This window comes from Pseudomonas sp. NFR09 (genome assembly GCF_900111535.1).
Lineage (GTDB): Bacteria > Pseudomonadota > Gammaproteobacteria > Pseudomonadales > Pseudomonadaceae > Aquipseudomonas > Aquipseudomonas extremorientalis.
This window is the reverse complement of record NZ_FOIH01000009.1, coordinates 190,966-211,878: the sequence shown is the minus strand read 5'-3', so window position 1 is coordinate 211,878 and position 20,913 is coordinate 190,966. Positions and strand designations below refer to the sequence as shown.

The following is a 20,913-nucleotide window of genomic DNA, read 5'->3' as shown; positions in this document are numbered from 1 at the left end:
ATGCTCTACGCCATCATTGCCACCGACGTTGCCGACTCGCTGGAAAAACGCCTGAGCGTGCGCCCGGCCCATGTCGAGCGCCTCAAGCAGCTGCAGGCCGAAGGCCGTATCGTGCTGGCGGGTCCACACCCTGCGGTAGACAGCAACGACCCAGGCGACGCCGGGTTCACCGGTAGCCTGATCGTCGCCGAGTTTGCCTCCCTGGCCTTGGCCCAGGCCTGGGCCAAGGCTGATCCTTATGTAGCTGCCGGCGTTTACGCCGACGTCGTGATCAAGCCGTTCAAGCAAGTCCTGCCTTGATCACGGCCACGCCGAACCTAATCGGTTCGGCGCGCTCCTAATTGCTCATTATTCTCGGTAACCTGCCGACAACGTTCTGAATATTCGTGTGGAATCAGGAGTTCCGATGCGCTTACGTCAGTTGTGTCTGTTGGCAGTGGTAATGATCGGGGCTACGGCCCACGCTGAAGAAACCTCGAACACCGGCAGTTCCACGCCTCTGTCCTTGAGTGCCGGCGCCCAGATCACCGAGTTGCAGCAGCGGTTGAAAGAAAGCGAACGCCAGCGTGAAGAATTGAGCAAGCAACTGCAAAACGTAGAGGCTACCCGCGAAAGCGCCCAACTGAGTCGCCTTCGCCAAGAGAACCAACGCCTGGCCCAGCAACTCAAAGAAACACAGGGCGGCGCCTTGACCCGATGGCTGACCGAGCAGCAACAATGGTTCGTCACCGGTGGGGCCGTCGCGCTGATCGCCTTGCTGTGCGGGATCTTCGCCAGCGGTGGGCACCGTCGCCGTCGACAATGGCTAAATTGAGTGAGTCATGAGCGAGCTGTTACTGATAGATGATGACCAGGAGCTCTGCGAGCTGCTGACCAGTTGGTTGAGCCAGGAAGGCTTCCAGGTGCGTGCCTGCCATGATGGCTTGAGCGCCCGCAAAGCCTTGGCCGACAGTGCCCCGGCCGCGGTGGTACTCGACGTGATGCTGCCCGACGGCAGCGGCCTGGAACTGCTCAAGCAATTGCGCAACGACCACCCGGAGCTGCCGGTGCTGATGCTCTCGGCACGCGGCGAACCGCTGGACCGCATCCTCGGCCTGGAACTGGGCGCCGACGATTACCTGGCCAAGCCCTGCGACCCACGCGAGCTTACCGCCCGGCTGCGCGCCGTGCTGCGCCGCAGCCACCCGGCCGCCGTGTCCACCCAGCTCGAATTGGGCGACCTGTGTTTCAGCCCGGTGCGCGGCGTGGTCAGCATCGATGAACAGGAATTTTCCCTCACCGTCTCCGAAAGCCGCCTGCTTGAAGCCTTGCTGCGCCAGCCCGGCGAGCCGCTGGACAAACAGGAACTGGCGCAGATCGCCCTGGGTCGCAAGTTGACCCTTTACGATCGCAGCCTGGACATGCACGTGAGCAACCTGCGCAAAAAAATCGGCCCGCACCCGGACGGACGGCCACGCATCGTGGCGTTGCGCAGTCGGGGTTACTACTACAGCCTGTAAAAACACGCGGGGTCCATTCTGATGCAAAAAGCCCAGCTGGCAGGCTGGGCTTGTTGTTCAAGGGGTTTTCATCGCGTCGGTCGTCGCCTTGATGATCGCTTTCGCCGCTTCGACACTGATGGGCAGCGGTGCCTGCAAATCATCTGGATCTGACTTGGGCCGGTGGTGGAAATACCGTAGCAGCGCGATCAACAGCAGGGTCGGGACGGTTGAGAGGGCCACGATGATGGGAATATCACCCGTACTGTGCGGGCGCACGGCGCTGAAAAAATACCAGGCGCCGGCTGAGACCCGGATGTTTCCCAAAAAGACGAAGCCCAACAGCGCAATGTAAAACAACAAGATCAAGACGACGGTGACGGTCGTCAGTCGCTTCTCCCACCTGAAGCGCCAGGACTCTCTTCTCAGATAGTCGCTGATCAGGCCAGGATTATCAGCCTCCCCTCCCGCCAGGTCGTCGCTGGTATCAATCATAAAAGCCCAATCGCCTTCAGCCTGAATTCCATTGCTGCCGTCGACACACCAAAAGCACTGGCCAGCTTTACGATGTCTGTGACGCGCTGCTCAAGCACCATATGTTTCACCAGCGCGGCCGGCATCAACAGAGCAGCGGCAAATCGATTGGCTGCGATCTCTTTCGGGTCCCTGGACTTGGCACTGAACTGCTCGGAAGTATCTCGAGGTGCGTCCAGGTCTCCGTGCACATGGTGACCAATCTCGTGCGCAATGGTGAAACGCTGCCTTACCGGCGCATCCATGAAGTTGTAAGTAATCAGCGGAGCGCCGTCCCGGAAGGAGTAATGGCCGCTTTCATTCGGTCGCCAGGTATCCGGTTCAAAAGGTGCAAGCGCCTTCACCTCGATAGCCATTGCCTCGGCAATGGCTATCGGGTTCACCGGCAACCGACCATTCCAGTGGGCACGCAGGACGTCGTCTGCAGTTCGGTACTCCATGCGGCCTCCTTAATAGATGGCGGGAACGGTAGTTTGACGGGGTCAGAAATTAGATCGAAGTCTGAACAAGTCGATAGACCCCGTCAAATTGTAGTTGACAGGTTAAAAATGTTTAGCACTCAGGGTCTCATCGAAAAAAGCTGTTCATTTATACAGCCATCACGACCACACGCCAACTCCCTCAAGACATGCTGTAGCAATTGAGTGAGCCCCTCTTTTCCTATAGCTATCGGCAGTTTTGTCAACTCAGCCCAAAACCCTCTTTACCCAAGCTTTACCCACACCTGACCGCCGCTGACCTTGATCGCCTTAATCTACTCACATCCGGACTCACCGGAATAGAGACAGGAGAATCACCATGCGCAAGACCCTTATCGCTTTGATGTTCGCCGCTGCCCTGCCGACCGTTGCCATGGCGGCAATGCCCGAAGGCCCGGGCCCGATGGGCGGCCCTGAAGGCCATATGATGGGTGGCCCGGGTCACGGCGGCGAACACGGTCCGCGTGGCAAAGGCGGGCCCTTCAGCCAACTGGACCTGAGCAAGGAACAGCGCGAGCAGATCCGCAAATTGATGGGCGACCAGTGGCACGCTCGCAAGGACCTGACCAGGAAGTACCTGGACAAGCTCCCGGCTGCTGACCAGAAGGCCATGCAGGACGAAATCGCCGCCGGCAAGCAGAAAACCCAGGCGGATATCCGCGCCGTACTCAAGCCTGACCAGCAGAAGAAATTCGACGAGATCGTCAAGCAGCAGGAACAGCGCCGCGCCGAATGGAAGGAATTCCAGGCCTGGAAAGCGCAACAGCCGCAAAAAGCGCAATAATGCCCCCGCGTTAACGCTCCCAGCCCAGTGGCCGCCGCCACTGGGCTTTTCCTGCTTGAGGGTTCCCTGTGCGTTCATTGTTCTGGCGCATCCTGGCCAGTTTCTGGCTGGCCATCGCCTTGGTTGCCGGGTTGTCGATCCTGCTTGGGCATATGCTCAATCAAGATGCCTGGATTCTCAGCCGTCACCCAGGCCTCAACAACCTGGCCGAAGAGTGGACCCAACTCTACGAAACCCAGGGTGAGGACGCTGCCCAGGATTTGCTGCAACAGCGCAAACGCCAGTACCACATCGACGTGCAGGTGCTGAACGAAAGCGGCGAGCCGGTGGTGCGCGGCACCTTTCCCCGCCGAGCCGCCGCCTTCGAAGCCCGCCAGAACGATAGCAAGGACAGCCACCTGCCCTGGCGCCGCCTGACCGCTGAATACACCAGTGAGAAGACCGGCGACACTTACCTGTTGATCTACCGCATCCCGCACCCGGAACTGGACGAATGGCATCGCAGCAGCCTGACATGGCCATTGAGCGCATTGGTCATCGCCTTGGTGGTGCTGACCCTGTTCAGCCTGTTCGTGACGCTGTCCATCACGCGCCCCTTGAGCCGACTGCGCGGCGCCGTGCATGACCTGGGGCAAGCCACCTACCAGCAAAACAGCCTGGCGCAGCTGGCCAACCGACGCGATGAATTCGGCGTGCTGGCCACCGACTTCAACCGCATGGGCGCGCGCCTGCAAAGTCTGATCGGCAGTCAGCGCCAGTTGCTGCGCGACGTGTCCCATGAACTGCGTTCGCCGCTGGCCCGCCTGCGCATCGCCCTGGCCCTGGCCGAACGCGCCAGCCCCGAAGAACGGGAAAAACTCTGGCCTCGCCTGACCCGCGAATGTGATCGCCTGGAGGCACTGATCAGCGAGATCCTGGTACTGGCCCGCGTCGATGCCGATAACGCCAGCGCCGAAGAGATCGACCTCAACCCGTTGCTCAAGACCCTGCAAAAGGACGCTCAACTCAGCGCGCCCGACCAGGTGGTGCAGCTCACCACCGATCCCGAACTGCACCTCAAGGGGTGGCCGACCATGATCGAACGGGCAGTGGACAACCTGCTGCGCAACGCCCAGCGCTTCAACCCGCCGGGTCAGCCGATCGAGCTGCACGCCCACCTTCACGGCGAGCATATTGTGATCAGCGTGCGCGACCACGGCCCCGGCGTTGACGCCGAACACCTGAGCCAATTGGGCGAACCGTTCTACCGCGCCCCCGGCCAGACCGCACAAGGTCACGGCCTGGGCCTGGCGATAGCCCGTCGCGCCGCCGAGCGCCATGGCGGCAGCCTGTTCCTGGCCAATCACGCCCAAGGCGGTTTTATCGCCAGTATCGACCTGCCGCTGGAACCCGGGATTGTCACACCGGCCTGATGATCTTCTATAGTGGCCCTTCTCTCATGGAGGGCCTTTGATGACAAACCTGCTGACTCCCATCCAAGCCGCACTCGATCTACCGCGCGCGCCGCTGACCAGCACCGAAGCCGGCGCCCTGCCCTCGGCCTTTGCCGTCACCGACCTGGCCGTTGCCAGTATCGGTGCGGCCGGCCAGGCCGTGGCCCAGCTGATCCAGCAACAGACCGGGCGCCTTCCCGGCGTCAGCGTAGACCGGCGACTCGCGTCCTTCTGGTTCTCGTCTTCGATTCGTCCGGTAGGCTGGGAGACGCCGCCGCTGTGGGACCCGGTGGCCGGTGACTACGCCAGCACCGATGGCTGGATTCGCCTGCACACCAACGCACCCCACCACCGCGCCGCCGCCGAACGGGTACTGGGCAAGGTGGCTGATCGCATCGCGATGGCCAACAAAGTTGCCACTTGGAATACCGCCGAACTGGAACAGGCGATTGTCGATGAAGGCGGTTGCGCCGCGCAGATGCGTACCTGGCAAGCCTGGCAAACCCACCCTCAGGGCCTGGCCGTCAATGCCGAGGCCCTGGTGCAGCGCCAGACCTTTGCAACCTCCGTCAAAAAGCCTTGGCTCGGCTCGGTGGCGCGGCCGCTGGCGGGCCTCAAGGTGCTGGACCTGACCCGCGTGCTGGCCGGCCCGGTGGCCAGCCGCTTCCTCGCAGGGTTGGGTGCGGATGTATTGCGTATCGACTCGCCGACCTGGAACGAACCCGGCGTGGTGCCGGAAATGACCCTGGGCAAACGCTGCGCCCGCCTGGACTTGAAAAGCGCCCAAGACCGCGAGGTTTTCGAGCGCCTGCTCAAGGACGCCGACATTGTGTTCCACGGTTACCGTGCCGACGCCCTGGAACAACTGGGCTACAGCGCCAGTGAACTGCAAACCCTCGCCCCCGGCCTGATCGACGTGAGCCTCAACGCCTACGGCTGGAGCGGCCCGTGGCGCAATCGCCGGGGTTTCGACAGCCTGGTGCAGATGAGCAGCGGGATTGCCGCCGCGGGCATGGCCTGGAAACAAGCGGACAAACCGGTGCCGCTGCCATTGCAGGCGCTGGATCACGCCACCGGGTATTTGATGGCGGCCAGTGCGATTCAGGCACTCAGTGAGCGATTGAAATCCGGCCGTGGTGGGTCGGCGCTGTTGTCGCTGGCGCGTACGGCGAAGTTGTTGGTGGACGCCGGACAAGTGCCGGAGCAGCCGGCGTTGCGGGCCGAGCAACCGAGCGATCAAGGCCTGGTAGTGGAACAGACGGCCTGGGGCCAGGCGCATCGATTGTTGCCGCCGGTGACTATCAGCGGCACGCCGTTGCAATGGGATCTGCCGGCTGGGGAACTGGGTTCACACCAAGCGCAGTGGTGACTCGACTATCGCCATCGGGGGCAAGCCCCCTCCCACATTTTGACCACATTCCAAAGGATGTACTCGGTCAAGTGTGGGAGCTGGCTTGCCTGCGATGAGGCCAGTACAGGCACCATCAATCTGAGCGCTGCAACGACGTCCAGAGATGCTGCGCTGCATACGCCCGCAACGGCCGCCACGCCTCGGCCCGCGCCAGCAGCTGCCGCGCCGACACCGGCCCACCTTCCAGCGCCGCCAGCGCATTGATCAATCCGATATCCCCCGACGCAAATGCATCCGCCTCACGCATCTGGCGCATGGCGATGTACTGCGCGGTCCAGTCGCCAATCCCCGGCAACGCCACCAAGCGCGCCACACCTTCCTTGAGGCTGGCCTTGGGTTGGAACACCTCAGGGTCATCCAGGAGCGCCTGCGCGACACCGGACAAGGTCCGCCCACGCGCCTTCGGCATGCCCAAGGTGGCCAGGTCCGCCGCCGCCAGCACCTCGGGCGCGGGGAACACATGGGTGATACCGGCGTACGGCGTCTCAAGCAGTTGGCCATACTGCGCCACCAACTTGCCCGCCAGGCGAATCGCCGCCGCCACCGTAATCTGCTGGCCCAGCACTGCACGAATCGCCAACTCCAGGCCGTCCCAGGTGCCCGGCACACGCAGGCCGGGACGGGCCGCAACCAGCTGAGCCATCAAGGGATCAGTCGCCAGTTGAGCGCTGATCCGTTGAGGTTGGGCGTCCAGATCAAACATGTTGCGCAAGCGCCGATCGATCTCGGGCAGCGCCGCCGCCTCCGGAAAATCCACCGCGACGTCCAGCCAGTCACCCGCGCCCGGCGCGACGCTGAGCCAGCCATGCCGGCCACCCACGCTGATGCTGCGCCGGTAAACGCCGGCCTCGACGGTCTCCATACCCGTAATCGCCCGCGCCGCCAGAAAACCTACCATCGCCGCCCAATCATAAGGCGGCTGATACGTCAGCCTCACAACGACAATACCCCACTGTACAGCCCATACGCCGCCAGCCCTGCGCCGGTGATCACACAGCTGAAAATGCCTTTTTCCATGTGGGTAAACAAGGGCTGGCGCTGCTCACGCTTGGCGAGGGCAAACAGGATCACCCCCGGCGCATACAACAGCGCCGACAGCAGCAGGTACTTCAAGCCCCCGGCGTAGAGCAGCCACACGGCGTAGCCGAGTGCAATCAGGCCCACCAGCAAGTCCTTCATGCGCTGGCCGTGGGCATCTTCGTAGGTTTCGCCGCGCCCGCTCAATAACACGGCATACGCCGCCGACCACAGGTAGGGCACCAGGATCATCGACGAGGCCAGGTAAATCAGGGTGGTGTAGGTGCTGTGGGAAAACAGCGTGATCACCAGGAACACCTGGATCATCACATTGGTCAGCCACAGCGCGTTGACCGGCACCTGGTTGGCGTTTTCCTTTTTCAGGAACGCCGGCATGGTCTTGTCATGGGCCGTGGCGTAGAGGATTTCCGCACAGAGCAGCGCCCAGGACAACAAGGCGCCGAGCAGTGACACCGCCAGGCCGATGCTGATCGCCATCGCCCCCCAGGGGCCGACAATATGCTCCAGCACACCGGCCAGGGACGGGTTTTGCAATTGCGCGAGTTCCGGCTGGCTCATGATGCCCAGGGACAACACATTCACCAGCACCAGCAGGGCCAGCACGCCCAGAAAACCGATCACCGTGGCGCGGCCCACGTCCGAGCGTTTCTCGGCCCGCGCCGAGTACACACTGGCGCCCTCAATGCCGATAAACACAAACACGGTGACCAGCATCATGTTGCGCACCTGGTCCACCACGTTGCCCATATTCGGGTTGCCCAGGCCCCAGATATCGCGAGTGAAGATATCCGCCTTGAAGGCTACGGCGGCGATCACGATAAACATCAGCAACGGCACGATCTTCGCCACCGTGGTGATCTGGTTGATGAACGCTGCCTCCTTGATCCCGCGCAGCACCAGGAAATGCACGGCCCACAGCAACAATGATGCGCAGCCGATGGCCACCGGCGTGTTGCCCTGGCCGAACACCGGGAAAAAGTAGCCGAGGGTACTGAATAGCAACACGAAGTAACCGACGTTGCCCATCCACGCGCTGATCCAGTAGCCCCAGGCCGACGAGAACCCCATGTAGTCACCAAACCCGGCCTTGGCGTAGGCATACACGCCCGAATCCAGTTCGGGCTTGCGATTGGCCAGGGTCTGGAACACGAAGGCCAGGGTCAGCATGCCGACTGCGGTGATCGCCCAGCCGATCAACACGGCCCCCACCTCGGCGCGTGCGGCCATGTTTTGCGGCAAGGAAAAAATCCCGCCACCGATCATCGACCCCACCACCAAGGCAATCAGGGCACCAAGACGCAGTTTCTGGGCCGGTTGAGACATGAACACTCCTGAATGAACTGCAACTTGAGCTGACAACCGTGCACTCGGCTAATTAACTCAGCGAGTGTAGCGGTTATTAGTGAAGGCGATAAAACAGACGAGCTCATAACACAATGGCATGTCAGGTCGTCCCGTTCAGGCGTATTTAGAATTTAAATACGCCTGGGTCTGAGACTTCGTAAAACATCGTTCAAAAAGTTTGCACATTCAGGAATACGGACTAGCTTCAAACGTCCATAGACTTGGCCAAATGATTAATCAAAAAGGGATAGATGGCTCTGCGCCAAGCTTTCCCGAGGATTTGCATCGCCCACGAACTTCTACCCTAAGTCATTAATTCACAATGGAATGTGCCAATGAAGTGATCTGAGTCAGCTGTTTGATTAGCGCACGGATTTATTCTGTGGTCTCTCTTCTCCTGCATTGGAGTTATGCGATGTCTGAATCTCCCGGAAAACTACGACTCGGCGCACTGGTTGCACTTGTCGTGGGCTCGATGATTGGCGGCGGGATCTTTTCACTGCCGCAAAACATGGCCGCCAGTGCCGATGTCGGCGCGGTATTGATTGGTTGGGTAATTACCGCCATCGGCATGTTGACCCTCGCTTTTGTGTTCCAGACCCTCGCCAACCGCAAGCCCGACCTCGACGGTGGCGTGTACGCCTACGCCAAGGCGGGTTTCGGCGATTACATGGGTTTCTCGTCCGCCTGGGGTTACTGGATCAGTGCGTGGCTGGGCAACGTGGGTTACTTCGTGTTGCTGTTCAGCACCCTGGGTTACTTCTTCCCCATTTTCGGCGAAGGCAACACGCCGGCTGCGGTGATCGGTGCCTCGGTGCTGCTGTGGGCCGTGCATTTCCTGGTGCTGCGCGGGATCAAGGAAGCGGCGTTCATCAACCTGGTGACCACCGTCGCCAAGGTCGTGCCGCTGGTGCTGTTCGTGCTGATCGCGCTGTTCGCATTCAAGCTGGACATCTTCACCGCCGACATCTGGGGCGTGAAAAACCCCGACCTGGGCAGTGTGATGAACCAGGTGCGCAACATGATGCTGGTCACCGTGTGGGTGTTCATCGGCATCGAAGGCGCGAGCATCTTCTCGTCCCGTGCGGAAAAACGCTCCGACGTGGGCAAAGCCACCGTGATCGGCTTTATCACCGTGCTGCTGTTCCTGATGCTGGTGAACGTGCTGTCCCTGGGGATCATGACCCAACCGGAACTGGCCAAGCTGCAGAACCCGTCGATGGCCGCCGTGCTGGAGCATGTGGTAGGCCACTGGGGCGCGGTGCTGATCAGCGTCGGTTTGATCATCTCGCTGCTGGGGGCACTGCTGTCGTGGGTGCTGCTGTGTGCGGAGATCATGTTCGCCGCCGCCAAGGACCACACCATGCCGGAGTTCCTGCGCAAGGAGAACGCCAACCACGTACCGGCCAACGCCCTGTGGCTGACCAACGCCATGGTGCAGATATTCCTGGTGATCACGCTGTTTTCCGCCAGCACCTACCTGTCGCTGATCTACCTCGCCACCTCGATGATCCTGGTGCCCTACCTGTGGTCGGCGGCCTACGCGTTGCTGCTGGCGGTACGCGGCGAGACTTACGAAAACGCCATTGCCGAGCGCAAGAAAGACCTGTTCATCGGCGCTATCGCGCTGGTCTATGCGGTCTGGCTGCTTTACGCCGGCGGCGTCAAATACCTGCTGCTTTCCGCCCTGCTGTATGCCCCCGGCGTGATCCTGTTCGCCAAGGCCAAGCATGAACTGGGCAAACCGATTTTCACCAACGTCGAGAAGCTGATTTTCGCCGCGGTAGTCATTGGCGCCCTGGTGGCTGCCTATGGCCTCTACGACGGCTTCCTGACTCTGTAATTCTGACTGGAGGATCTGTAATGACCACGGAAAAAGTGAAGTACGGCGTACATTCCGAAGCCGGCAAACTGCGCAAAGTCATGGTGTGCTCCCCAGGTTTGGCCCACCAGCGGCTGACCCCCAACAACTGCGATGAACTGCTGTTCGATGACGTGCTGTGGGTGGCCCAGGCCAAGCGCGACCACTTCGACTTCGTCACCAAGATGCGCGAGCGGGATATTGATGTGCTGGAAATGCACAACCTGCTCACCGACATCGTCGCCATCCCCGAAGCATTGGACTGGATCCTGGAGCGCAAGATCACCGCCAACACGGTTGGCCTCGGCCTGGTCGATGAAGTCGGCTCCTGGCTGCGCAGCCTGGAGCCGCGCAAAATCAGCGAGTACCTGATTGGCGGCGTGTCGGCCGACGACCTGCCGAGCAGCTTCGGCGGCAAGACCATCGAGATGTTCCGCGACTTCCTCGGGCATTCGAGCTTCATCCTGCCGCCGCTGCCCAACACCCAGTTCACCCGCGACACCACCTGCTGGATCTACGGCGGCGTGACGCTGAACCCGATGTACTGGCCGGCGCGACGCCAGGAAACCCTGCTGGCCTCGGCCATCTATAAATTCCACCCCGAGTTCACCAACGCGGACTTCCAGATCTGGTACGGCGACCCCGACCAGGAGCACGGCGCCTCCACCCTGGAAGGCGGCGACGTGATGCCGATCGGCAACGGCGTGGTACTGATTGGCATGGGCGAGCGCTCATCCCACCAGGCCATCGGCCAACTGGCGCGCAACCTGTTCAAGAACAAGGCGGTGGAGCGCGTGATCGTCGCCGGCCTGCCGAAATCCCGCGCGGCGATGCACCTGGACACCGTGTTCAGCTTCTGCGACCGCGACCTGGTGACCGTCTTCCCCGAAGTGGTCAACCAGATCGTGCCGTTCACCCTGCGCCCGGATGAGAGCAAGCCGCACGGCATCGACATCCAACGCGAGAAAACCAACTTCCTCGAAACCGTGGCCGCAGCCCTCAACCTCAAGGCACTGCGCGTGGTCGAGACCGGCGGCAACAGCTTCGCCGCCGAGCGCGAACAGTGGGATGACGGTAACAACGTGGTGGCCGTGGAGCCTGGCGTGGTGATCGGTTACGACCGCAATACCTACACCAACACCCTGCTGCGCAAGGCCGGCGTGGAAGTCATCACCATCAGCGCCGGTGAACTCGGCCGCGGGCGTGGCGGCGGCCACTGCATGACCTGCCCGATCATCCGCGACCCTATCGACTATTAAGGAGATTCCATCATGGCTTTCAATATGCGCAACCGCAGCCTGCTGTCGCTGATGCACCACACCACCCGCGAACTGCACTACCTGCTGGACCTTTCACGCGACCTCAAGCGCGCCAAATACACCGGCACCGAGCGTCCGCACCTGCAGGGCAAGAACATCGCGCTGATCTTCGAAAAAACTTCGACCCGCACCCGCTGCGCGTTCGAAGTCGCGGCCCATGACCAGGGCGCCCACGTCACCTACATCGACCCAGTGTCGTCGCAGATCGGCCACAAGGAAAGCATGAAAGACACCGCCCGCGTACTCGGCCGCATGTTTGATGCGATCGAGTACCGTGGCTTCGAGCAGGAAATCGTCGAAGAGCTGGCCAAGTTCGCCGGCGTGCCGGTGTTCAACGGCCTCACTGCCGAATTCCACCCGACCCAAATGATCGCCGACACCCTGACCATGCGCGAACACAGCGACAAGCCGCTGCATGACATCAGCTACGCCTACCTCGGTGACGCGCGCTACAACATGGGCAATTCGCTGTTGATGATCGGCGCCAAGCTGGGCATGGACGTGCGCATCGGCGCACCGAAAGCGCTGTGGCCGCACGCGGACTTCATCAAGCAATGCCAGGCGTTTGCCGAAGAAAGCGGCGCACGCATCACCATCACCGAAGACCCGAAGGAAGCAGTGAAAGGCGTGGACTTCATCCACACCGATATCTGGGTCTCCATGGGCGAGCCGGTGGAAGCGTGGGACGAGCGCATCGAGCAACTGCTGCCGTACCAGGTCAACGCCAAGATGATGAAAGCCTCGGGCAACCCACGGGTGAAATTCATGCACTGCCTGCCTGCGTTTCACAACAGCGAAACCAAGGTGGGCAAGGACATCGCCGCGCGGTACCCGAACCTGGCCAATGGCGTGGAGGTGACTGAAGAGGTGTTCGAGTCGCCGGCCAACATCGCGTTCGAGCAGGCGGAAAACCGCATGCATACCATCAAGGCGATTCTGGTGTCGGCTCTCGCAGATATCTAAACCTCTAGTTGGCAATGAGGACAAACGTGGGAGCCGGGCTTGCCCGCGATGCAGGCACCTCAGTCTTTCAAGAAGGCTGCAGTGATGCTATCGCAGGCAAGCCAGCTCCCACATTGACCGCGTTCCTTCATCAGAACTTTCAGAAGGACATTCTGTATGCGCATCGTCGTAGCCCTGGGCGGCAACGCCCTCCTGCGCCGTGGTGAACCCATGACCGCGGACAACCAGCGCTCCAATATCCGCATCGCCACCGAACAGATCGCCAAGATCCATGCCGGCAACGAGCTGGTGATCGCCCACGGCAATGGCCCGCAGGTCGGCCTGCTGTCGTTGCAGGCGGCGGCCTACACCCAGGTGTCACCGTACCCGCTGGACGTGCTCGGCGCCGAGACCGAAGGCATGATCGGCTACATCATCGAACAGGAACTGGGCAACCTGCTGGACTTCGAGGTGCCCTTCGCCACCCTGCTCACCCAAGTGGAAGTGGACGCCAAGGACCCTGCCTTCAAGAACCCGACCAAGCCCATCGGCCCGGTGTACTCCAAGGCCGAAGCGGAGAAACTCGCCGCCGAAAAAGGCTGGGCCATTGCGCCGGATGGTGACAAGTACCGTCGCGTTGTTGCCAGCCCACGGCCCAAACACATTTTTGAAATCCGCCCGATCAAGTGGCTGCTGGAAAAAAGCGCTATCGTGATCTGCGCCGGCGGCGGCGGCATCCCGACGATGTATGGCGAAGACGGCAAGCTGCGCGGGATTGAGGCCGTGATCGACAAGGACCTGTGTTCCTCGCTGCTGGCCTCGCAACTGGACGCCGATTTGCTGGTGATCGCCACCGACGTCAACGCGGCCTTCATCGACTACGGCAAGCCGACCCAGAAAGCCATCGGCCAGGCCCATCCCGACGAAATGGAAAAGCTCGGCTTCGCCGCCGGTTCCATGGGCCCCAAGGTGCAAGCGGCCTGCGAGTTCGCCCGCAAGACTGGCAAAACCGCCGTCATCGGTTCACTCTCGGACATCGAAGCCATCGTCCAGGGCAGCGCCGGCACCCGCATCAGCACGGCAACACCTGGCATCACCTATCTGTGAAGTAGAGGAGAGACGCCTATGGCCACCTTTGAACCCGGTCACTTGCATGTTGAACGTCACGCACTGAATGCCCAGGACTACAGCTACAACCTGTGCATCGACTACGAAGTCAGCCAGGACCCAAAGGAGGGCAAGGGCATGCTGTTCAAGCTGCATGGCTCGGTGCAGGGCAAGGACCTCAAGGAAGAGTTCTTCCTGCCCAAGGACCAGGCGTTCGACTTTGCGCGGCATGCGATGAACATCGCGCAGAAGTATGGGATGCCGAAGGTCGCGGTATTGAACGGCTCGATGCACAAGCAGTACGACCTGATGTTCGAGGATGTGCGGCATCAATTGGATGTGAAGGCCGGGGACCCGATCAAACCCGAACACCTGGAATAAAGGACACTCAGCTTCAACGGTGGGAGGCGGCTTGCCCCCTCCCACATTTTGATCTCCAACATCTGCAAGGCATACTTGCCGCCTCCAGCTCCCCAGAATCGTTAGCGCCCCATGCGTATCCACGTCAGCTTCATCGACCGCGTCGGCATTACCCAGGAAGTCCTGGCCCTGCTCGGTGGGCGCAATCTCAATCTGGATGCGGTGGAGATGGTGCCGCCCAACGTCTACATCGACGCGCCGACCCTCAGCGCCGATGTGCTCGAAGAACTGCGCGACGCGCTGTTCAGCGTGCACGGCGTGCAGGCGGTGACCGTGGTGGACATCCTCCCCGGCCAACGCCGTCACCTGCAACTCGACGCCCTGCTGGCCGCCATGACCGACCCGGTGCTGGCGCTGGACAGCGCGGGCAAGATCCTGCTCGCGAACCCGGCGCTGATCGCCCTGTATGGCCGCGAACCGGCCGGCGAAAGCATCAGCGCACTGTTCAACGACCCTACGCTGCTGGACACCTTGCTGGAACAGGGCTTTCGCTTGCCGCTGCGCGAGATCAGCGTCAACGGTCAGACCCTGCTGCTGGACGCCACGCCGATCACTGACGCGGGCGCCCTGCTCACCCTCTACCAACCCAACCGCATCGGTGAACAACTGTCGGCGCTGCACCATGATCATGCGGAGGGCTTTGACGCGCTGCTTGGCGAGTCGCCGGTGATCCGCACCCTAAAGGCGCGCGCGCAGCGCGTGGCGGCGTTGGATGCGCCGCTGTTGATCCAGGGTGAGACCGGCACCGGTAAAGAATTGGTGGCGCGTGCCTGTCACGCCATCAGTGCACGTCACAGTGCGCCGTTCCTGGCCTTGAACTGCGCGGCGCTGCCGGAAAACCTCGCCGAGAGTGAACTGTTCGGCTATGCGCCCGGCGCCTTTACCGGCGCGCAGCGCGGTGGCAAGCCGGGGCTGATGGAACTGGCCAACCAGGGCACGGTGTTCCTCGATGAGATCGGCGAGATGTCGCCGTACTTGCAGGCCAAGCTGCTGCGTTTTCTCAATGACGGCAGCTTCCGGCGTGTCGGTGGCGACCGTGAAGTGAAGGTCAATGTGCGCATCCTCAGCGCCACCCACCGCGACCTGGAGAAGATGGTCAGCGAAGGCACCTTCCGCGAAGACCTGTTCTACCGCCTCAACGTGCTCAACGTCGAAGTACCGCCCCTGCGCGCACGCGGCCAGGACATCCTGTTGCTGGCCCGCTATTTCATGCAGCAGGCCTGTGCGCAGATCCAGCGCCCGGTCTGCCGCCTGGCGCCCGGCACTTACCCGGCGCTGCTGGGCAACCGCTGGCCGGGCAACGTACGCCAGTTGCAGAACGTGATCTTCCGCGCCGCAGCGATCTGCGAAAGTAGCCTGGTGGACATCGGCGACCTCGACATCGCTGGCACCTCGGTGGCGCGCCAGAGCGACGGCGAAATCGACAGCCTGGAACAGGCGGTGGAAGACTTCGAGCGCAACCTGCTAGAAACCCTCTACACCAGCTACCCCTCGACTCGCCAACTGGCCAGCCGCTTGCAGACTTCCCATACGGCGATTGCCCATCGTCTGCGCAAGTACGGCATTCCCACCGGCAAGCCCTGACTGGCTGGGTCGATAGAGGTCAAATGTGGGAGGAGGCCTGCCCCCTCCCACATTGGCACCATTCCAAACGTTGACCGCATTACAGATTTTGGTCTGAGAACGACATCCGCTGTACTGAAAGCGCTACAGCGTAACGATATCGCTACAACCCTGTTTTTTACGCGCCATGCAAGGCTTTGATCCACATAGGCTTTTTTTCACAGGCCCAACTGTAGCGAAATCGATACAGCCAACATGCATATCCTCATAACCGATTTTATCAAGCTATTGATTTACAACGGTTTAATCACGTTGGCCGCGATATTGCTAAGCAACTCCTCATTATTCCAATCCCGTCCACCAGACGAATCTGGCCCTGAGGAGTTTCCATGAGCGAGTTGCGTTTCACTGAAGATCACGAATGGCTGCGCGCCGAAGCCGACGGCAGCGTCACCGTGGGTATCACCGCTTTTGCGCAGAACGCGCTGGGTGATGTGGTTTTCGTGCAACTGCCGGAGTTGCAGGCCTACGACAAGGGCGCCGAAGCGTCCACCGTGGAATCGGTCAAGGCCGCCAGCGGCGTGTACATGCCGCTGGACGGGGAAGTCCTCGAAGTGAACGACAAGCTTGACGGCAGCCCGGAACTGGTCAACGAAGACCCGATGGGCGAAGGTTGGTTCTTCCGCTTTAAACCGGCCGATGCCGGGGCAGTCGCTAAACTGTTGGATCAGGACGCGTACGATCGCCTGATCAAAGCCAACGCTGAAGCTTGAGGAGCGCGCCATGACCGTTAATCTCACCACCGCCAAAGAATTCATCGCCCGCCATATCGGCCCGCGCCACGAAGACGAGCAACAGATGCTCGCCAGCCTGGGCTTTGACTCCCTGGAAGCCCTGAGCGCCAGCGTGATCCCGGAAAGCATCAAGGGCACCAGCGTGCTCGGCCTGGAAGACGGCCTCAGCGAAGCCGAGGCCCTGGCCAAGATCAAGGCCATCGCCGGCAAGAACCAACTGTTCAAGACCTACATCGGCCAGGGCTACTACAACTGCCACACGCCGTCGCCGATCCTGCGCAACCTCCTGGAAAACCCGGCCTGGTACACCGCCTACACCCCGTACCAGCCCGAAATCTCCCAAGGCCGCCTGGAAGCGCTGCTGAACTTCCAGACCCTGATCAGCGACCTCACCGGCCTGCCGATCGCCAATGCCTCCCTGCTCGACGAAGCCACCGCCGCCGCCGAAGCCATGACCTTCTGCAAGCGCCTGAGCAAGAACAAGAGCAGCAACGCCTTCTTCGCCTCGATCCACAGCCACCCGCAGACCCTCGACGTGCTGCGCACCCGTGCCGAACCGCTGGGCATCGACGTGGTCGTCGGCGATGAGCGTGAACTGACCGACGTCAGCCCATTCTTCGGCGCCCTGCTGCAATACCCGGCCAGCAACGGCGACGTGTTCGACTACCGCGAACTGACCGAGCGCTTCCACGCCGCCAATGCCCTGGTGGCCGTGGCCGCCGACCTGCTGGCCCTGACCCTGCTGACCCCACCGGGTGAGTTCGGCGCCGACGTGGCCATCGGCAGCGCGCAACGCTTCGGCGTGCCGCTGGGCTTTGGTGGCCCGCACGCGGCGTACTTCTCCACCAAGGATGCGTTCAAGCGCGACATGCCGGGCCGTCTGGTCGGCGTGTCCGTCGACCGTTTCGGCAAGCCGGCCCTGCGCCTGGCCATGCAGACCCGTGAGCAACATATCCGTCGCGAGAAAGCCACGTCGAACATCTGCACCGCCCAGGTACTGCTGGCCAACATCGCCAGCATGTACGCCGTGTACCACGGCCCCAAGGGCCTGACCCAGATCGCCCGGCGTGTGCACCAGTTGACGGCGATCCTGGCCAAGGGCTTGACCGCCCTGGGCCTGACCGTCGAACAAGCCAACTTCTTCGATACCATTACCCTGAATACTGGCGCCAACACTGCCGCCCTGCACGACAAGGCCCGCGCACAAAACATCAACCTGCGCGTGGTGGACGCCGAGCGCCTGGGTATTTCGGTTGACGAAACCACCACCCAGGCCGATATCGAAGCCCTGTGGTCGATCTTCGCCGACGGCAAGTCCCTGCCGGCCTTCAACGCCAGCGTCGACAGCACCCTGCCTGCCGCCCTGCTGCGCCAGTCGCCTGTGCTCAGCCACCCGGTGTTCAACCGCTATCACTCGGAAACCGAGCTGATGCGCTACCTGCGCAAACTGGCCGACAAGGACCTGGCGCTGGACCGCACCATGATCCCGCTGGGCTCGTGCACCATGAAACTCAACGCCGCCAGCGAAATGATCCCGGTGACCTGGGCCGAATTCGGCGCCCTGCACCCATTCGCCCCGGCCCAACAAAGCGCCGGCTACCTGCAATTGACGGCCGAGCTGGAAGCCATGCTGTGCGCGGCCACCGGCTACGACGCGATCTCGCTGCAACCGAACGCCGGTTCCCAGGGTGAGTACGCCGGCCTCCTGGCCATTCGCGCCTACCACCAGAGCCGTGGCGAGGAACGTCGCGACATCTGCCTGATCCCGTCATCGGCCCACGGCACCAACCCGGCGACCGCCAACATGGCCGGCATGCGCGTGGTCGTCACCGCGTGCGACGCACGTGGCAACGTCGACATCGAAGACCTGCGCGCCAAGGCCATCGAGCACCGCGAGCACCTTGCGGCCTTGATGATCACCTACCCGTCCACCCACGGCGTGTTCGAAGAAGGCATCCGCGAAATCTGCGGCATCATTCACGACAACGGCGGCCAGGTGTACATCGACGGTGCCAACATGAACGCCATGGTCGGCCTGTGCGCCCCGGGCAAGTTCGGCGGCGACGTGTCCCACCTGAACCTGCACAAGACCTTCTGCATCCCCCACGGCGGTGGCGGCCCGGGCGTCGGCCCGATTGGCGTCAAGTCGCACCTCACGCCGTTCCTGCCCGGCCACGCGGCCATGGAACGCAAGGAAGGCGCGGTGTGCGCCGCGCCGTTCGGCAGCGCGAGCATCCTGCCGATCACCTGGATGTACATCAGCATGATGGGCGGCGCAGGCCTCAAGCGCGCTTCGCAATTGGCGATCCTGAATGCCAACTACATTTCCCGTCGCCTGGAAGAGCACTACCCGGTGCTGTATACCGGCAGCAACGGCCTGGTGGCCCACGAATGCATCCTGGATCTGCGCCCGCTGAAGGACAGCAGCGGCATCAGTGTGGATGACGTGGCCAAGCGCCTGATCGACTTCGGCTTCCATGCGCCGACCATGTCGTTCCCAGTGGCCGGCACCTTGATGATCGAGCCGACCGAAAGCGAATCCAAGGAGGAACTGGACCGTTTCTGCAACGCCATGATCGCCATCCGCGAAGAAATCCGCGCAGTGGAGAACGGCACGCTGGACAAGGACGACAACCCGCTGAAAAACGCACCCCACACCGCAGCTGAACTGGTAAGTGAGTGGACCCACCCCTACACCCGCGAACAGGCGGTGTATCCAGTGCCATCGTTGATCGAAGGCAAGTACTGGCCGCCGGTGGGGCGTGTCGACAACGTGTTTGGTGACCGTAATCTGGTGTGTGCGTGCCCGTCGATCGAGAGCTACGCATAACCAAAGGATGCATTGGGTACAAATGTGGGAGGGGGCTTGCCCCCGATTGCGGTGCATCAGCCACAGATAAGCTGACTGACACACTGTCATCGGGGGCAAGCCCCCTCCCACACTAGATCGAGTCAACTTTCAGAAAATAATAAGAAACCGGAGAACAACCATGTCCCTTAGCGTGTTCGACCTGTTCAAGATTGGCATTGGCCCCTCCAGCTCCCACACCGTCGGCCCGATGCGTGCGGCCGCTCGATTCGTCGAGGGTCTCAAGCGTGACCACCTGCTGGGCGCCACCACCTGCGTCAAGGTGGAACTCTATGGGTCGCTGGGCGCCACCGGCAAAGGCCACGGCAGCGACAAAGCCGTGTTGCTGGGCCTGGAAGGCGAACACCCGGACACCGTGAATACCGAAACCGTGGCAACACGCCTGGCGCAGATGCGCAAGGACGGCCACCTGAATCTGCTCGGTGAACGCCGCATTGCGTTCAACGAGAAAGAACACCTGGCGATGATTCGCAAACCCCTCGCCTACCATCCCAACGGCATGATTTTCCGTGCCTTCGACGCCGCCAACATCCAGATTCGCAGCCGCGAGTACTACTCGGTGGGCGGCGGTTTTGTGGTGGATGAGGACGCCGCCGGTGCCGACCGGATTGTCGAAGACGCCACACCCCTGACCTTCCCGTTCAAGCACGCCAAGGACTTGCTGAGCCATTGCACCACCTATGGGCTGTCCATCAGCCAGGTGATGCTGACCAATGAAAGCGCCTGGCGCCCGGAAGCGGAAACCCGCGCCGGCCTGCTGAAGATCTGGCAGGTGATGCAGGAATGCGTGGACGCCGGTTGCCGCAACGAAGGGATTCTGCCCGGTGGATTAAAGGTCAAGCGTCGCGCGGCGGCCCTGCATCGCCAGTTGTGCAAGAACCCGGAGTCGGCGTTGCGCGATCCGTTGTCGGTGCTCGATTGGGTCAACCTCTACGCCCTGGCGGTCAATGAAGAAAACGCCAACGGCGGGCGCGTGGTCACGGCGCCCACCAATGGTGCGGCCGGGATTGTGCCGGCGGTGCTGCATTACTACATGCGCTTCATTCCCGGCGCGAATGAGGATGGCGTAGTGCGCTTCCTGCTCACGGCGGCCGCCATCGGCATTCTGTACAAGGAAAACGCCTCGATCTCCGGCGCCGAAGTCGGCTGCCAGGGCGAGGTCGGCGTGGCCTGTTCCATGGCCGCCGGTGCGTTGTGCGAAGTGTTGGGCGGCAGCGTGTCCCAGGTGGAAAACGCCGCCGAAATCGGCATGGAACACAACCTCGGCCTGACCTGCGACCCGATTGGCGGACTGGTGCAGGTGCCCTGCATCGAGCGTAACGCCATGGGCTCGGTCAAGGCGATCAACGCAGTGCGCATGGCCTTGCGCGGCGATGGGCAGCACTTTGTGTCCCTCGATAAAGTGATCCGCACCATGCGCCAGACCGGCGCCGACATGAAAAGCAAATACAAGGAAACCGCCCGCGGCGGTTTGGCGGTCAACATTATCGAGTGCTGACGCCTAACAGCGCGCCAGCACGTTTTTCAGGAGCTGAAT

General features: G+C 61.8%; 19 protein-coding genes. 15 read left to right on the top strand and 4 right to left on the bottom strand.

The annotated features are described in order from the left end of the window. The 3 genes from BMX59_RS20795 (at position 1) to BMX59_RS20785 (ending at position 1,499) form a co-directional block, all read left to right on the top strand. Positions 1-300 carry a YciI family protein gene (locus tag BMX59_RS20795; RefSeq protein ID WP_092246929.1) on the top strand — a complete coding sequence of 100 codons (300 nt, stop codon included), beginning with the start codon at positions 1-3 and terminating at the stop codon, positions 298-300. Positions 301-406: 106 nt separating this feature from the next. Beyond that, entirely contained in the window at positions 407-814 is a 408-nt protein-coding gene (locus BMX59_RS20790) for an SH3 domain-containing protein (RefSeq protein WP_092246926.1), read from the top strand. 7 nt (positions 815-821) lie between these two features. Then, positions 822-1,499 (top strand): response regulator transcription factor, encoded by a 678-nt coding sequence (locus BMX59_RS20785; protein WP_071489415.1) that lies wholly within the window; start codon positions 822-824, stop codon positions 1,497-1,499. A 57-nt stretch (positions 1,500-1,556) separates the two neighbouring features. Here BMX59_RS20785 and BMX59_RS20780 read toward each other — a convergent pair whose 3' ends face one another. Both BMX59_RS20780 and BMX59_RS20775 read right to left on the bottom strand, forming a co-directional pair. Next, positions 1,557-1,973: a hypothetical protein gene (locus tag BMX59_RS20780; RefSeq protein WP_092246924.1), complete on the bottom strand. Its 417-nt coding sequence runs from the start codon at positions 1,971-1,973 to the stop codon at positions 1,557-1,559. After that, the gene (locus BMX59_RS20775; RefSeq protein ID WP_092246921.1) at positions 1,970-2,452 is read right to left on the bottom strand and encodes an ImmA/IrrE family metallo-endopeptidase; all 483 of its coding nucleotides are present in this window, start codon (positions 2,450-2,452) and stop codon (positions 1,970-1,972) included. The genes BMX59_RS20780 and BMX59_RS20775 overlap by 4 nt, the downstream gene beginning before the upstream one ends. A 358-nt stretch (positions 2,453-2,810) precedes the next feature. Between BMX59_RS20775 and BMX59_RS20770 the strand changes: the two genes are divergently transcribed. The 3 genes from BMX59_RS20770 (at position 2,811) to BMX59_RS20760 (ending at position 6,077) form a co-directional block, all read left to right on the top strand. Beyond that, the gene (locus BMX59_RS20770) at positions 2,811-3,275 is read left to right on the top strand and encodes an LTXXQ domain protein (protein WP_093125276.1); all 465 of its coding nucleotides are present in this window, start codon (positions 2,811-2,813) and stop codon (positions 3,273-3,275) included. A 68-nt stretch (positions 3,276-3,343) separates the two neighbouring features. Next, positions 3,344-4,687, top strand: coding sequence for a sensor histidine kinase (locus BMX59_RS20765; protein WP_092246915.1), 1,344 nt, complete (start codon positions 3,344-3,346; stop codon positions 4,685-4,687). A 40-nt stretch (positions 4,688-4,727) separates the two neighbouring features. Further along, positions 4,728-6,077: a CoA transferase gene (locus tag BMX59_RS20760; protein WP_093125270.1), complete on the top strand. Its 1,350-nt coding sequence runs from the start codon at positions 4,728-4,730 to the stop codon at positions 6,075-6,077. 115 nt (positions 6,078-6,192) lie between these two features. Here the strand turns inward: BMX59_RS20760 and BMX59_RS20755 are convergent, their stop codons facing one another. Beyond that, a complete protein-coding gene (locus BMX59_RS20755; protein WP_093125266.1) occupies positions 6,193-7,056 on the bottom strand; it encodes a DNA-3-methyladenine glycosylase family protein in 864 nt (287 codons plus the stop codon). Then, on the bottom strand, positions 7,053-8,480 hold the full coding sequence (arcD, locus tag BMX59_RS20750) for an arginine-ornithine antiporter (protein ID WP_093125261.1): 1,428 nt from the start codon (positions 8,478-8,480) through the stop codon (positions 7,053-7,055). The genes BMX59_RS20755 and arcD (BMX59_RS20750) overlap by 4 nt, the downstream gene beginning before the upstream one ends. A gap of 436 nt (positions 8,481-8,916) precedes the next feature. Between arcD (BMX59_RS20750) and arcD (BMX59_RS20745) the strand changes: the two genes are divergently transcribed. The 9 genes from arcD (BMX59_RS20745) (at position 8,917) to BMX59_RS20705 (ending at position 20,874) form a co-directional block, all read left to right on the top strand. Next, positions 8,917-10,344, top strand: coding sequence for an arginine-ornithine antiporter (gene arcD / locus BMX59_RS20745; RefSeq protein ID WP_071489407.1), 1,428 nt, complete (start codon positions 8,917-8,919; stop codon positions 10,342-10,344). 20 nt (positions 10,345-10,364) lie between these two features. Next, positions 10,365-11,621, top strand: a complete 1,257-nt coding sequence (arcA, locus tag BMX59_RS20740) for an arginine deiminase (protein WP_071489406.1) — start codon at positions 10,365-10,367, stop codon at positions 11,619-11,621. Between the two features lie 12 nt (positions 11,622-11,633). Next, positions 11,634-12,644, top strand: coding sequence for an ornithine carbamoyltransferase (locus tag BMX59_RS20735; RefSeq protein WP_058423254.1), 1,011 nt, complete (start codon positions 11,634-11,636; stop codon positions 12,642-12,644). Positions 12,645-12,800: 156 nt separating this feature from the next. After that, on the top strand, positions 12,801-13,730 hold the full coding sequence (arcC, locus tag BMX59_RS20730; RefSeq protein ID WP_093125257.1) for a carbamate kinase: 930 nt from the start codon (positions 12,801-12,803) through the stop codon (positions 13,728-13,730). Positions 13,731-13,748: 18 nt separating this feature from the next. After that, the gene (locus tag BMX59_RS20725) at positions 13,749-14,111 is read left to right on the top strand and encodes a DUF5064 family protein (protein WP_058423256.1); all 363 of its coding nucleotides are present in this window, start codon (positions 13,749-13,751) and stop codon (positions 14,109-14,111) included. Between the two features lie 111 nt (positions 14,112-14,222). Further along, on the top strand, positions 14,223-15,734 hold the full coding sequence (locus tag BMX59_RS20720; RefSeq protein WP_093125254.1) for a sigma-54-dependent transcriptional regulator: 1,512 nt from the start codon (positions 14,223-14,225) through the stop codon (positions 15,732-15,734). Positions 15,735-16,102: 368 nt separating this feature from the next. Beyond that, entirely contained in the window at positions 16,103-16,486 is a 384-nt protein-coding gene (gene gcvH, locus BMX59_RS20715; RefSeq protein ID WP_010208126.1) for a glycine cleavage system protein GcvH, read from the top strand. A 10-nt stretch (positions 16,487-16,496) separates the two neighbouring features. After that, positions 16,497-19,337: an aminomethyl-transferring glycine dehydrogenase gene (gcvP, locus tag BMX59_RS20710; RefSeq protein WP_093125251.1), complete on the top strand. Its 2,841-nt coding sequence runs from the start codon at positions 16,497-16,499 to the stop codon at positions 19,335-19,337. Between the two features lie 160 nt (positions 19,338-19,497). After that, positions 19,498-20,874 (top strand): L-serine ammonia-lyase, encoded by a 1,377-nt coding sequence (locus tag BMX59_RS20705; protein ID WP_093125248.1) that lies wholly within the window; start codon positions 19,498-19,500, stop codon positions 20,872-20,874. Positions 20,875-20,913 lie beyond the last annotated feature (39 nt).

What these genes read in the sequence shown, in the direction of transcription:
- BMX59_RS20795 (WP_092246929.1), top strand. Translation starts at nt 1, where the DNA reads ATGCTCTACGCCATCATTGCCACCGACGTTGCCGACTCGCTGGAAAAA.
- BMX59_RS20790 (WP_092246926.1), top strand. Translation starts at nt 407, where the DNA reads ATGCGCTTACGTCAGTTGTGTCTGTTGGCAGTGGTAATGATCGGGGCT.
- BMX59_RS20785 (WP_071489415.1), top strand. Translation starts at nt 822, where the DNA reads ATGAGCGAGCTGTTACTGATAGATGATGACCAGGAGCTCTGCGAGCTG.
- BMX59_RS20780 (WP_092246924.1), bottom strand. Translation starts at nt 1,973, where the DNA reads ATGATTGATACCAGCGACGACCTGGCGGGAGGGGAGGCTGATAATCCT.
- BMX59_RS20775 (WP_092246921.1), bottom strand. Translation starts at nt 2,452, where the DNA reads ATGGAGTACCGAACTGCAGACGACGTCCTGCGTGCCCACTGGAATGGT.
- BMX59_RS20770 (WP_093125276.1), top strand. Translation starts at nt 2,811, where the DNA reads ATGCGCAAGACCCTTATCGCTTTGATGTTCGCCGCTGCCCTGCCGACC.
- BMX59_RS20760 (WP_093125270.1), top strand. Translation starts at nt 4,728, where the DNA reads ATGACAAACCTGCTGACTCCCATCCAAGCCGCACTCGATCTACCGCGC.
- arcD (WP_093125261.1), bottom strand. Translation starts at nt 8,480, where the DNA reads ATGTCTCAACCGGCCCAGAAACTGCGTCTTGGTGCCCTGATTGCCTTG.
- arcD (WP_071489407.1), top strand. Translation starts at nt 8,917, where the DNA reads ATGTCTGAATCTCCCGGAAAACTACGACTCGGCGCACTGGTTGCACTT.
- arcA (WP_071489406.1), top strand. Translation starts at nt 10,365, where the DNA reads ATGACCACGGAAAAAGTGAAGTACGGCGTACATTCCGAAGCCGGCAAA.
- BMX59_RS20735 (WP_058423254.1), top strand. Translation starts at nt 11,634, where the DNA reads ATGGCTTTCAATATGCGCAACCGCAGCCTGCTGTCGCTGATGCACCAC.
- arcC (WP_093125257.1), top strand. Translation starts at nt 12,801, where the DNA reads ATGCGCATCGTCGTAGCCCTGGGCGGCAACGCCCTCCTGCGCCGTGGT.
- BMX59_RS20725 (WP_058423256.1), top strand. Translation starts at nt 13,749, where the DNA reads ATGGCCACCTTTGAACCCGGTCACTTGCATGTTGAACGTCACGCACTG.
- BMX59_RS20720 (WP_093125254.1), top strand. Translation starts at nt 14,223, where the DNA reads ATGCGTATCCACGTCAGCTTCATCGACCGCGTCGGCATTACCCAGGAA.
- gcvH (WP_010208126.1), top strand. Translation starts at nt 16,103, where the DNA reads ATGAGCGAGTTGCGTTTCACTGAAGATCACGAATGGCTGCGCGCCGAA.
- gcvP (WP_093125251.1), top strand. Translation starts at nt 16,497, where the DNA reads ATGACCGTTAATCTCACCACCGCCAAAGAATTCATCGCCCGCCATATC.
- BMX59_RS20705 (WP_093125248.1), top strand. Translation starts at nt 19,498, where the DNA reads ATGTCCCTTAGCGTGTTCGACCTGTTCAAGATTGGCATTGGCCCCTCC.